This is a genomic window from Flavobacterium aestuarii, from assembly GCF_040049115.1.
Classification (GTDB): domain Bacteria; phylum Bacteroidota; class Bacteroidia; order Flavobacteriales; family Flavobacteriaceae; genus Flavobacterium; species Flavobacterium aestuarii.
The window spans coordinates 17,858-30,733 of record NZ_JBDLZZ010000022.1 but is presented as its reverse complement, the minus strand read 5'-3'; the positions used below and the strand labels follow the sequence as shown (position 1 = coordinate 30,733).

9 protein-coding genes are annotated in these 12,876 nt (G+C 35.3%); 4 read left to right on the top strand and 5 right to left on the bottom strand.

What is annotated here, in order from left to right; all coding sequences use genetic code 11:
- Nucleotides 1-4: 4 nt before the first annotated feature.
- Complete coding sequence (locus ABEG11_RS17425; protein WP_348825462.1) at nt 5-427, bottom strand: VOC family protein; 423 nt, start codon at nt 425-427, stop codon at nt 5-7.
- A gap of 127 nt (nt 428-554) precedes the next feature.
- On the opposite strand from ABEG11_RS17425, the gene ABEG11_RS17420 reads away from it, so the two are divergent.
- Nucleotides 555-1,535 carry a GlxA family transcriptional regulator gene (locus tag ABEG11_RS17420; RefSeq protein ID WP_348825461.1) on the top strand — a complete coding sequence of 327 codons (981 nt, stop codon included), beginning with the start codon at nt 555-557 and terminating at the stop codon, nt 1,533-1,535.
- Nucleotides 1,536-1,898: 363 nt separating this feature from the next.
- Here ABEG11_RS17420 and ABEG11_RS17415 read toward each other — a convergent pair whose 3' ends face one another.
- The 4 genes from ABEG11_RS17415 to ABEG11_RS17400 all read right to left on the bottom strand — a co-directional run bounded on the left by ABEG11_RS17415 (nt 1,899) and on the right by ABEG11_RS17400 (nt 6,612).
- A complete protein-coding gene (locus ABEG11_RS17415) occupies nt 1,899-3,491 on the bottom strand; it encodes an MDR family MFS transporter (RefSeq protein WP_348825460.1) in 1,593 nt (530 codons plus the stop codon).
- A 94-nt stretch (nt 3,492-3,585) separates the two neighbouring features.
- Entirely contained in the window at nt 3,586-4,665 is a 1,080-nt protein-coding gene (locus ABEG11_RS17410) for an HlyD family secretion protein (protein WP_348825459.1), read from the bottom strand.
- A gap of 11 nt (nt 4,666-4,676) precedes the next feature.
- Nucleotides 4,677-5,996 carry a TolC family protein gene (locus ABEG11_RS17405; protein WP_348825458.1) on the bottom strand — a complete coding sequence of 440 codons (1,320 nt, stop codon included), beginning with the start codon at nt 5,994-5,996 and terminating at the stop codon, nt 4,677-4,679.
- Nucleotides 5,986-6,612, bottom strand: a complete 627-nt coding sequence (locus ABEG11_RS17400) for a TetR/AcrR family transcriptional regulator (protein WP_348825457.1) — start codon at nt 6,610-6,612, stop codon at nt 5,986-5,988. Before ABEG11_RS17400 ends, ABEG11_RS17405 begins: the two co-directional genes overlap by 11 nt.
- Nucleotides 6,613-6,870: 258 nt before the next feature.
- On the opposite strand from ABEG11_RS17400, the gene ABEG11_RS17395 reads away from it, so the two are divergent.
- The 3 genes from ABEG11_RS17395 (at nt 6,871) to ABEG11_RS17385 (ending at nt 12,830) form a co-directional block, all read left to right on the top strand.
- Complete coding sequence (locus tag ABEG11_RS17395; protein WP_348825456.1) at nt 6,871-7,440, top strand: DUF4494 domain-containing protein; 570 nt, start codon at nt 6,871-6,873, stop codon at nt 7,438-7,440.
- 177 nt (nt 7,441-7,617) lie between these two features.
- Nucleotides 7,618-9,630: a PAS domain-containing protein gene (locus tag ABEG11_RS17390; RefSeq protein ID WP_348825455.1), complete on the top strand. Its 2,013-nt coding sequence runs from the start codon at nt 7,618-7,620 to the stop codon at nt 9,628-9,630.
- Between the two features lie 296 nt (nt 9,631-9,926).
- The gene (locus tag ABEG11_RS17385; protein WP_348825454.1) at nt 9,927-12,830 is read left to right on the top strand and encodes a PAS domain S-box protein; all 2,904 of its coding nucleotides are present in this window, start codon (nt 9,927-9,929) and stop codon (nt 12,828-12,830) included.
- Nucleotides 12,831-12,876: the final 46 nt, after the last annotated feature.

The following is a 12,876-nucleotide window of genomic DNA, read 5'->3' as shown; positions in this document are numbered from 1 at the left end:
ATTTTTAATTGTTATTTGTTTCTCTCGTATAATTAAGGAGCCAATGGTTACCGTATTTGTCTGTTAAGCCCCCAAAAATGGCACCCCAAAACGTATCTTGCAATGGATGAGCAGAACGGCCGCCAGCTGATAAGGCTCCGTATAACTTTTTAATTTCTGATTCGCTTTCGCAATCAATCATTAAAGATAAATTATTCCCTTTAATGAATTCGTTTTGCGGTGCCATATCTGTTGCCATTATCACCACATTCCCATTGGTTAGCGAGGAATGTAAAATACAGTCTTTCATTGTTTTTGGCATCTGCGCGGAGGCTGGTGATTCGCCAACAGGTTGAAAATACAATTCGCCACCTAAACATTCTTTATAAAAGTGCATCGCCTCTTTGCAATTGCCGTTGAAAGTTAAATAGGAAAGGATATTTTTCATAAGAGTACCTTTTTAAATTTATAAGTAATTGAATAATACAAAGATGGTGCAGTAATGTGAAAAAAGGATTGTGTATAAAAGACAAAAAAAAGGTCATTTGCGACAAAATGTTTTTTAATTTAGTGATATGAAAAACGTATCAATTTTAATACCCGAAAATTCGGTTATGCAAGCCATCGCAGATCCGCAATATTGTTTTAATGCAGTAAATCAGTTTTTGGCCGTATCTGGGAAAAAGCCTTTATTTAATGTAGAACTGGTTGGTTTGAAAAAAGAAATTTTTATAAACGAAGGTAAATTTTCTATTCATACCGATGCATTATTGAAAGATGTAAAAAAAACAGATCTGGTTATTATCCCTGCTTTGTTTGGAGATATGCCTCAAGCCATTGCCTCCAACAAGAAAACTATTTCGTGGATTACTGATCAATATAATAATGGTGCCGAAGTGGCTTCGCTTTGCGTAGGCGCCTTTCTGCTGGCCTCTACAGGTTTGCTTAATGGCAAAAAATGTTCGACACATTGGGGATTTCAAAATGAGTTTAGAGAAATGTTTCCCGAAGTCGAAGTTCAGGACGGCAGTATTGTTGCCGAAGAAGATGGGATATACTCAAGTGGCGGTGCAAATTCCTATTGGAATTTATTATTGTATCTGGTTGAAAAATACACAGACCGTGAAACTGCTATTCTTACTTCTAAATATTTTGCCATAGACATTGACCGTGAAAGCCAGTCGGCTTTTGCAATGTTTCAGGGTCAAAAAAGCCACACTGACGAAGCCATAAAAAACGCGCAGAACTATATTGAACAAAATAGCAGTGAACGTATTACTGTCGAAGAATTAGCCGCAATTATTGGCTTAGGCAAAAGAAGCCTGGAACGCAGGTTTAAGCTAGCTACCAACAATACGGTTTTAGAATATATTCACCGTGTAAAAATTGAATTTGCTAAACGGAGTTTTGAAAACAGCCGCAAAAATATTAATGAAGTAATGTTTGATGTGGGGTATACAGATACAAAAGCATTTAGGACTACTTTTAAAAAAATCACTGGGCTTTCTCCTGTTGAATACCGTAATAAGTACAATAAAATGGTGAAGAGTAATTAGTTTGTTTTTGTATTGGGAAGTTGTTGTTGTTCAAGTAGCGATTGAAATCTTCATATGTCTTCTGAATTCGAATAAATTATTCGGATAAGCACTTTTTGTACTTCTTTTCAAATATAGGAAATAATGGCTACAAATTTATAAGCAAATAAGAAAGGCTAAGCAGTAGATTTACTCCCGCTAAAGGGTAGTTTCACTCCGTGTTTTTGGTAGGTAAAGGGGGTATAAAGGGCAGGTATGTCCCCTATAAGCCCCCGTTGTGCTGAAAATTAGCAGTTTAAAGCAATTATTAGCCTCTTATTGAAACATAAAAAAGCCGAATTCGTAGGATTCGGCTTTTCTGTATTCTAAAATCTGTAATCTAATCTAATGCATAGCATCGGCAGGGTTTACTTTGTTTTTCCCTTTTTTGACCAAAAGAATGATAGGAATGCAGCATAAAAACATGATTCCCAGATAAAGGAAAATATCCATATATGATAGTACGGTACTTTGTTTCATTACTGAAAATTCAATCACTTTATGGGCTTTGCTCAGAGCTTCGTTACTGCTGAATCCTTTGGACATAAAGCTTCTTTGCAATCCTAGGATCCGCTGCTGTACCTGATAATTGCTCGGGTCTAAATGGGTGAGTAAATTTACTCTGTGTTCCTGACTCCAGCGGGTGATAAATGTGGTAATAATAGCAATACCAAATGATCCTCCCAATTGACGCATCATTCCTGTAAAAGCGGCTCCCTCTCCAATATGTTTTCCTTTTAGGGTCGAAAGTGAAAGCGTGGTTATTGGTACAAATAATAATCCCAATCCAATTCCCCTTAAAATCAATGGCCAGTATAAATGTTCTACTCCAGTATCGGGAGTCATGTTGCCGTACATCATAAAACAAAAGAAGAAAAAGATTAAAAATCCAACCGCTACCATATAAGTCTGCGGTACTCCTTTTTGAATTAAATTACCAATAATTGGCATCATGAAGGCTGTTGTTATCGAACCCGGAATCAGTAATAATCCCGCATCGGTTGCCGTCCAGCCCAATATGGATTGAGTATAGATGGGTATAATTAATGTTGAACCATATAACCCGAAACCAAGAATGAAACACATTACGGTTCCTATCCTGAGGTTTCCGTCTTTTAGAACACTTAAATTTACAATTGGATGTTTATACGTGAGTTCTCTCCAAATAAAGAGTATTAACCCCATAATAGTTACTACGCTCAAAGCAGTAATTAAAGGGTCGTTGAACCAATCGTCCTGCTGTCCATGCTCTAAGACAAATTGTAAAGATCCGATGAAAGCTGCCAATAGTATAATGCCCCACCAATCGACCTGATTGGCTTTTAGCTTTTCTCCGTATTTTGGACTTCTTACAAAAGAAATTGCCAGTACGGTTGCAATAATTCCCAATGGGATATTGATGTAAAATATATATGGCCATGAATAATTATCAACTAGATAACCTCCTAATGGAGGGCCAAGGGTAGGTCCAACGATTACACCCATACCGTAAATAGCTTGTGCCATTCCACGTTTTGCTATGGGGTAGCTCTCGGTAATAATAGTTTGTGCGGTTACCAGTAAGGCTCCTCCTCCCATACCCTGTACGAATCGAAAGGCTACGAGTTCCCAAATGTTTGTTGCGTTACCGCAAAGGAAAGAACAAACTGTAAAAAGTATGATCGAAGCCACAAAGTAGTTGCGTCTTCCAAATTGCTGTGATAACCAGCTTGTCATTGGAATTACAATAACATTTGCAATTGCATAGGCTGTAATTACCCATGCAACATCGGTTAAAGTCGCTCCAAGACTCCCTCGCATATCGGTAAGCGCTACATTTACGATGGTGGTATCAACAATTTCCAGCAAGGCACAAAGTACTGCTGTTATTGTGATAAGAACACGCCTGTAACCGTATTCGACTAAATCGTCGTCGGGTGCTTGTACTGTTTTTGTCATTTTTATATGAATTTTAAATTCAGTGATTAGTGAATAGTAAAGAGTAATTAGCCCCAAATTACTAACAGCTATTCACTAATCACTAACAGTTATTTTATTTCAAATGAACATCAACATCTGCATTCATCCCTGGGCGCAATAATTTTACTTTTTCAGGATCATTTGTTGCATCTAAACTGATTTTTACAGGCAGTCTCTGAATAGTTTTTACGAAGTTTCCTGTAGCATTATCCGGTGGCAATAAAGAGAAACGAGAACCTGTTGCTGGTGAAAATGATGTTAATGTACCTTGAAAATCATAGTCAGGATAGGCATCTACTTTTACAGTTACTTTTTGGCCAACAACCATTCTGTTTAATTGTGTTTCCTTAAAATTGGCCACAACCCAAGCTTCGTTATTATTGATGATATAAAATAAAGACTGTCCAGCCTGTACCAATTGTCCTGGCTGTATATCAATTTTAGAAACCTGGCCATCAATAGCCGCAGTTACTACTGTGTAAGTCAAGTTTAACTGAGCAGCTTCCAATTGGGCTTTAGCTTTTTTAATATTAGCGGCAGCTACCAGTGTCTGTTTATCCGAAACTCTAGATTTAGCTTCAATAGCTGATTTCTGGTAAGAACTTGCTTTTTGCTGCTGCTGCAGAATACGTACCTGGCTTTCGGCTTCTTGCTTGGCTGCCAATGCCTGCTCGTATTGCTGTTTGGTGATTGAATGGGATTTGTATAAATTTTCATAACGGATATAATCGCTTGTAGCTCTTCCTAATCTGATTTTGGCAGTTTCAATATTCCCTCCGGCAGATTGTATATTGGCATTCGAAACAGCAACACTTGCCAATGCGCTTCCTATTTCTTCCTTGGCAGATTCAAAACTGCTTTCGGCACCTATGTAAGCAGCATTTGCTTCTTCAATTTTTAACTGATAATCTCTTTTGTCGATGGTAAATAAAGTATCTCCTTTTTTTACAAAATCATTATCCTTTACATACACTTTGCTGATATATCCTGAAACCCTTGGAATTATTGGGTTCATGTTTTTCTCTATCTGAGCATCATCTGTTTCTTCATGTTTTTGTGAATGCAGGTATTTTGTGATTCCATAAGTTCCTCCAACTAGGATTAAAACCGATAGGATTATAATGAATTTTTTGTTTGTTTTTTTCTTTTCCATGATATGGTTAGTTATATTTTTGAAAGGTTGAAGGTTTGTGATAATTGACCAGTAGCCGAAAGCAATTCGTAGTATTTCTGGATAACATCTACTTTGGCAATGGTTTCACTGATTCTTGATCTAAGCTGTTCTACATCTGCATCTAATAAATCATTGGTGTCCGAAAGGCCATTGTCATATTTGTCTTTTACGATTCGGTAATTTTCGGCAGATTGTTCGACAGCTTCAGTCAAAACAACGCTTTGCTTTACAGCCAGATCATAACTGGTAACGGCTTGCTGTACTTGAATACGGATATTGTCTTTTAATAATTCTTCAGAATTTTTGACTTCAAGGGCTTTGCTTTTTGCCACTTTTACTTCGGTTCCATTTTTCAGGATTCCGCTGATATCATAGGAAAGACCAACACCAATAAACATGGCATTTTCTAAGGTTATGACATTGCTGAGGTTTAAGGCAGCATATCCGCCGGTTATGGCAACACTTGGGTAATAATTGGATTTTGCTATATCAATACTATTCTGAGAGGCTTTTTCCTGATATTGCAAAGCTTCCAGATCCTTTCGATGCTGCAATGCAGGCTGTTCATCGGCAGGGATACTGTTTTTAGGAAAAGTGATTAAATCTCCTTCGTTGACAGCTAGTTTTGTTCCTGTTGGCAATTTCAGCAGAGTTACCAGATAGTAATTAATAACTGTTTCGTTATTGATTGCTTCATCAAGTGACAGCTGAAGTTTAGAAACCTGAAGCTGTGCTTTCAATAAATCATTTCGGGGTATGATTCCATTTTTTTCCATAGCAGTAAAATCAGTTACACGCTGTTGTGCGCTTTTCTGATTTTCTTTTATAAGTTCAATGGTTCTTTGTGCTTTATATAAATTGGCATAATAACTTATTACCCTCATGGCTACATCTTCTTTGGTTTTAGAAGCCATTGCATTTTCTGCCTGATATAAATTATCATGAAGCTTAATGCCGTTTTGAATTTTCATTCCAGAATAAATGGGTACTTTTAAACTGGCTTGGCCAATAAGCACCTGATCTGGAGCTGGAAATGCACCCGATCCAGCATCAAAATCCAATTTGATAGTTGGCTCCGTCAAATGAAGATACTGACCAGTAAGTTTTAAATCTGGATACTGATTGTTTTTTACCGATTGCAGTTCCTGTTTTTTTGTATCGACTTTGGTGTTTGCCAATGAAACTTCATTGCTTTTTGTCCAAGCCAATTGTATTGCCTCTTCCAGCTTTAAATTGGTCTTCTCTTGGGCAGTCATAGATGAAATTCCAACGAAGAAACCTCCAAAGAGTATTAAATAGCTAATTTTCATGTGTTAAAAAGGCTTTAATAGTTTGTTGAATATGCATTGTTAAAGTTGTTTTTATATAGGTATTGTATTTTTCTTCGGTCTCTAATTGAAAGAGTTCCTGATAAAAAGGCCTGTTTAAATGAAAATGAAAATAGGTGCCAAGTATTGTTGTTGTAAGAAGCGGAATAACAATATCTTTTCTAAAAACTCCATCCTTTTGGCCATCTTCGATAATGGATTCCAGTACCTTTAAATTCCCTCGTTTTAAATCAGTAAAAGCCTGTAGATTGATTACCCGCTGGCTTGTAGAAAATTCAAAGTGCATAATTTTGTATATGCATCTGTTGGTATTGATTTTGTCTATGTAAAGAGCAACCAGCTTGTTAATCTTTTGGAGTGGATCTAAATCTTCCAGCATTAAATTATCCAGCTGCAGTTTTATGCCAGAGGCTCTGTATAAAATGATAGACTCCAAAAGCTGTTCCTTAGAACCAAAGTAATAGGAAACCATAGCAATGTTTATTTTGGCTTCTTTGGCTATGTCTCTTATCGATGTGCCGTCAAATCCTTTTTCTGCAAAAAGATTTTCAGCCACCAAAAGAATCTGTATCTGTTTGTCGTTAAAATCCGTTTTCACAATCGTATTTTTAAATTCAGTGCAAAATTAAACAAGTGTTTAAATTAAACGATTGTTTAATTTTATTTTAACTTTTTTTTAACAGCTTAATCTTTGGAATCAATAGCACCCAAATTTACATAATTTTGATGTAAAATGGTTGGAGTATGAGTGTAATTAACTGTTTTTGAGATTAATGTAAATTGTGGATATCTATTTTGCGATTTAAGTATTTTTTCTGCTGTAAAATCTATCTTTGGCATCCTTAAAAAAATATATATGAGCGCAATTTGGTACGAATGCAAAATTAAATACAGAAAAACCGACGAAGCAACAGGAACACAAAAGGTTACTACAGAACCTTATCTGGTAGACGCCGTGTCATACACAGAGGCAGAGAGCAGAATAACCGAAGAGATGTCTGCCTATATTAGTGAAGAGTTTAAAATCACCAATATTAAAGTAGCTAATTTTGCCGAAATTCATCCTTTTGAAAATACAGACCGCTGGTTTAAGACTAGAGTTTCGTTAATGGCTTACGATGAAGAAACTGGCAAAGAGAGAAAATCAAACATGTATTTACTGATACAGGCCAACGATGTAAAGGAGGCCTTTGATAATACAGTTCATGTTATGAAAACTACTATGAGCGAATATACGATCCCAGCAATATCTGAATCTCCTATCATGGATGTTTTTCCATATTTTTCGGGTGAAGATGGAGAACTGGAAGAATTGGAAAAGTTTAATGCACGTAAAAATTCCAAGCCAGAAATAATAAAGAATAGCGATTTTGAAGATCCTATGGAATTTGAAACTGTTTTAAAAGAGGAAGAGCAGGACGTTTAAAACATAGATTTTTTTTTATGTTTTTTAAAGCATCAAGGGTAGTAGAAAACAAAGATTAGCCATTATTATTTTGGCCTGTTTTTTTTCTTTTGCCATTTTGATGCTTTTTTTTTGTCTGACTATACTATATTTATAAAAAAATAGTGACATTTGGAGTTGCAATTATTTAGATTGGATATGGAAAAGAGAAAAAATGAGTTTAGTTATGAGGAGCTTCTTCATAAGGTTAAGGAGCAGGAATTGCTGATAAAACAGCTCAATGATGAAAAACTGGACTTAGCCAATTTTGAATATTTTATAAAAGATTCTTTGGATCTAGTATGCATTGCAGATTATGATGCCTATTTCAAGATGGTAAATGATGCCTTTACTACAGCGCTTGGATATTCTAAAGAGGAATTATTGTCGAAGCCATTTCTGGAATTTATCCATCCCGATGATATAGAATCTACCTTATCTACATTCAAGCTTTTAGCAAAAAATCTGCCGGTAATCGATTTTGAAAACAGATATATCAGGAAAGATGGAGAAATAGTTATTCTGCAATGGAAAGCTAATTTAAATACAGCCAATAATTTAATATATTCAATCGCCAGGGATATTACCGTTTTTAGAAAAACTCAGGAAAAATTATTAGCCAGCGAAAAGTCACTGAATGAAGCTCAGAAAATTGCCAAAATCGGAAGCTGGGATTTTAGCCTGATAACCCAGGAGCTGAATTGGTCTAATGAGTTATATGAAATTTTTGAATTTGAAAAAATCCCAAATGACACGGAGCTTTACGGGAAATATCTGTCTTGTTTTCTGCCAAAAGATGCCGAAGTATTAAGGATGAATATCAACAAAACTATCGCTGATAGGCTGCCATACGAAATGGAGCATCAGATCATCCTGCCCAATAAGATTATAAAATGGGTTTTTTGTACCGGTGTTGCAATGGTAGACAGCAATAATAACGCGGTTGCCCTGAAAGGAGTTGTTCAAGACATCACCCAAAAAAAGCAAATGGATGAGACGATAAAGGCCAAGGAAATGGCTGAAGCGTCCAATAAGGCAAAATCCGATTTTCTTGCAAACATGAGTCATGAGATTCGAACACCGCTTAACGGAATTATCGGTTTTACTGATTTGCTTCTGAAAACTGATTTCGACAAGGATCAGCTGGAATACCTTGCAACATTAAATGATTCTGCCAATACCTTAATGGAAATTATCAATAACATTCTTGATTTTTCCAAGATAGAATCAGGCAAACTGGAATTGATTTCGGAAGAGATTGATATTTATGAATTGTCAAATCAGATTATAAATTTATTTAAATACGAAGCCAATCACAAAAAAATTGATTTGCTGCTGCACATTGACCGTGATGTTCCACAATTTATAGCAGGAGATTCTTTCCGTCTGAAACAGATATTAGTCAATTTGCTGAGTAATGCCATGAAATTTACTTTTTCGGGACATATTAAACTAAATATTACCCAAGCCGATGCTGATGAAAAAATATCAAAAATTAAATTTTCGGTAGTAGATACAGGAATTGGAATTAAGGTTCAAAATCAGAGGAAAATTTTTCAATCCTTTATTCAGGCTGATAATACTGCAACCAGAAAATATGGAGGGACTGGTTTAGGACTGGCAATTTCAAGCCAGATTTTAGCATTAAAAAACAGCGAATTAAAATTAAGCAGTTCCTATGGAGCGGGCAGCGAATTCTTTTTTATCATCGCTTTTGAAAAACTTATTCGAAAAAAAGAGAATCCAGAAGCCAAAATGAATGTAAGGGAACCTGAGCCTTATAATTCAAATTTAATGGAAAACTATAAAATATTAATTGCCGAAGACAATAAGATCAATATGCTTTTAGCTAAAACATTGGTTAAAAAAATTATTGCTAATTGTACAATAATTGAAGCGGCAAATGGCTATGATGCTGTAGCACTGTCCGAAATTGAAATGCCAGATCTTATTTTGATGGACATTCAAATGCCTATTCAAAACGGCTACGATGCTACTGTTGCCATCAGGAATAACAAAAGTATTATGCAGATTCCTGTAATTGCCCTTACAGCGGGTGTATTAAATGGTGAAAAAGAAAAATGCATCAGCCACGGAATGTCAGATTACATTACCAAGCCAATCGTCCAAGCCGATTTGGAAAAAATACTGCAGAAATGGCTGATTAAATAAGCCAAAAGACAATCCTGCAAAAAATAGCAGTACTAACATTGAATATGTTTTTAAAAAAGTAAACAGCAGTTTCCTGCTGCAGTTTTTTAGGCAGTCATATTTTAATTGTTTGTAAATTAGTGTGTTGTATCTAATAAATTTTATATCTTTAATTAGCTGTTTTTCATAAAAAATTATCTGTATGAAAATAGCTATTTTGTAAGTGCGTATACCTTTCATGCGGCATTTATGATGCCAATTATTTGTGCCAAAAAAGCGGTTCCAGATCAATCTCATTATTAATCTATTTTGCAGATATGAAAGAAAAATTACCAGCTGTTGACGAATTATTGCAAAAAATAAAAAAGCAGGAACTTACGATTTCACTTTTGCAGAAGAAGATTGATTCTATTGCAAATTTTGAGTTTTTTACCCGGGAAACTTCCGATTTTATATGCGTTTCTGACTCCAATAGAAATCTCAGAGATTTTAATCTTGTATTCATCCATAAGCTGGGTTATTCCAAACGGGAATTGCTAATCAATAGTTTTACCCAATATATTTATCCAGACGATATTCCAAAAACCGATGAAGCTGCGCATGAGCTTTTGCAAAATAAAACAACCGTAATTTTCGAAAACAGGATTCTTACCAAGAGTGGCGATCTCATAACAGTGCAATGGACATCAATCATCAACCCATCGGATAATTTAATTTATTCTATTGGAAGGGATATTACCGAAATAAGAAAAATTCAGGAACAATTATCTGCAAGCGAAAGTTTATTGAATGATGCTCAGAAAATTGCAAAAATAGGAAGCTGGGAATTCAATCTGCTAAACAATGATTTAATCTGGTCCAATGAATTGTATAGGATTTTTGAAATTGACAGCAGATCAAATTCTAATCTATTTGACAGCTACTTACAATATTTTACACAAGAAGATAAGGAATTGATTAGGAGTAAGATAAATGAATGTGTTAAAAGCAGATTACCGTATGAGCTGACACACAGGATACTATTGCCAAATAATAGGATAAAATGGATCTATGGTACAGGAATTCCAATCCTGAATGATAAAAATGAAGTTATAGCATTAAGGGGAGTAGCTCAGGATATTACTGAAAAAAAGCAGATTGAAACTGAAATTCAAGCCAAAAACAAAGAAGTTGAAATCATAAAAGATAAGGAACGGGAACTGAAAAGCAATGCGAAATTTAGAAATTATGTAGAAAATGCACCCGATGGGGTTATGGTAGTCAGTATGAATGGACAATTCCTGGAGGTAAACCCTGCTGTATCAAAGATTACGGGATATTCCAAAAAAGCATTATTAAAAAAATCACTGATAGAGATTACGCCAGCAGATTTTTTAGCGAATATTGAAACTATTTTCAGGACTCTTGCTTTGAAAGAAACCTCAAGAGACATGATGCCATTTATACATAAAAATGGCAGTGTTAATCTCTGGTCAATTGATGCTGTCAAACTGTCGGAAAAACAGATTCTGTTATTTGTAAAAGATGTTACTGAGCGCAAAAAGGCAGAAGCAAAACTCAAAGAAAGCGAGCTGTTTTTAAAAGAAACTCAAAGCATAGCCCAGATAGGTACTTACAGTATCAATATGTACACAGGAAAATGGAGCCGGACAGGCCTGCTGGATACGATTTTAGGCATTGATGCTGATTATGATTTAACCGCCGAAACCTGGAAAGCTTTGGTACATCCCGATTGGAAAGAAAATTTAGAAATCTATTTTCAACAAGAAGTGATCAATAATAAAAAGCCGTTTGACAAGGAATACAAAATCATAAGAATAAATGATAAAGCCGAACGGTGGGTACACGGATTAGGATCCTTGAAATGGGATGATGATAACAATCCTTCTGTGGTATTAGGTACAATCCGTGATATAACTGAACATAAACTGCTGGAATTGGAATTGATAAGAGCCAAAGAAAAAGCCGAAAAGAATGAGAAAGAACTGTATAATAAATATGTGGAGTACGAGGAAATAAACGAAAAACTGAAACAAACCAATAAAGAACTAAAAAAGGCCAAAATTCAGGCAGATGAGGCTAATAAAGCCAAATCAGATTTTTTATCCAATATGAGCCATGAAATTCGGACACCATTAAATGGAATTGTCGGTTTTACTGATTTATTGATGAAAACGGAGCTCGAGAAAAATCAATTGGAATATATGTCTACGGTTAATATTTCTGCCAATTCATTGATGGAAATCATTAATGATATTTTGGATTTTTCAAAAATAGAATCGGGAAAATTAGAGCTGCATTTAGAAGATATAGATTTGTTTAGGCTATTGCATCAGGTAATCGAATTGTTTAAGCATCAAGCTAATTTAAAAAATATTGATTTGAGTCTTATAATAGAGAATGGTGTGCCTCAGTACATTCATGCCGATTCAATCAGGCTGAAACAGATATTGGTAAATTTAATAAGCAATTCTTTGAAATTTACCTCGTTTGGGCATATTATATTGGATGTCGCAGTAATAAAATCGGGTAAAAAGAACACATTTTTAAAATTTTCTATTAAAGATACCGGTATTGGAATCAAACAGTACAATCAAAAAAAGATTTTCAATTCATTTGTTCAGGAAGACAGCGCAACGTCACGAAAATTTGGAGGTACGGGTTTAGGCCTGGCAATTTCCAATCTGCTGTTAGGACTAATGAAAAGCCACATGCAGCTGAAAAGTAAATATGGAGACGGAAGTGATTTTTTCTTTTATATAAAATTTAAAAAAGCCCAGCCAATACCCGATAATTTTGCTGAATTAACTGCAGCTGAATCCAAAGTCAGGAAGAATAAAAAAATGGACAAGCTTCGTATCTTGATTGTTGAAGACAACAAAATCAATATGTTTTTGGCCAAAACCTTAGTGAAAAGAATTATTCCAAATGCTATTATTCTCGAAGGAAGGGACGGGGAGGAAGGCGTAGAACAATTTCAATTAAATAAGCCAGACCTCATTTTAATGGACATTCAGATGCCTATAAAAAATGGATATGATGCCACTCTCGAAATCAGGAGTCTTGAAAATGGCAGTAAAGTACCTATTATTGCTCTGACAGCGGGAATTATGGTTGGAGAAAAAGATAAATGCCTTGAGTTTGGCATGAATGATTATGTCTCAAAGCCTATAGTAGAAGATGATCTGGATGCAATTATTCATAAATGGCTGCCCAAATAACCTTAATAAAGATAATCCCTGTACTGCAAAAAAAAAGAGTGTTGAA

Excerpts from the sequence above, each read along its gene's own strand:
- ABEG11_RS17425 (WP_348825462.1), bottom strand. The coding sequence starts at position 427 with ATGAAAAATATCCTTTCCTATTTAACTTTCAACGGCAATTGCAAAGAG.
- ABEG11_RS17420 (WP_348825461.1), top strand. The coding sequence starts at position 555 with ATGAAAAACGTATCAATTTTAATACCCGAAAATTCGGTTATGCAAGCC.
- ABEG11_RS17415 (WP_348825460.1), bottom strand. The coding sequence starts at position 3,491 with ATGACAAAAACAGTACAAGCACCCGACGACGATTTAGTCGAATACGGT.
- ABEG11_RS17410 (WP_348825459.1), bottom strand. The coding sequence starts at position 4,665 with ATGGAAAAGAAAAAAACAAACAAAAAATTCATTATAATCCTATCGGTT.
- ABEG11_RS17405 (WP_348825458.1), bottom strand. The coding sequence starts at position 5,996 with ATGAAAATTAGCTATTTAATACTCTTTGGAGGTTTCTTCGTTGGAATT.
- ABEG11_RS17395 (WP_348825456.1), top strand. The coding sequence starts at position 6,871 with ATGAGCGCAATTTGGTACGAATGCAAAATTAAATACAGAAAAACCGAC.
- ABEG11_RS17390 (WP_348825455.1), top strand. The coding sequence starts at position 7,618 with ATGGAAAAGAGAAAAAATGAGTTTAGTTATGAGGAGCTTCTTCATAAG.
- ABEG11_RS17385 (WP_348825454.1), top strand. The coding sequence starts at position 9,927 with ATGAAAGAAAAATTACCAGCTGTTGACGAATTATTGCAAAAAATAAAA.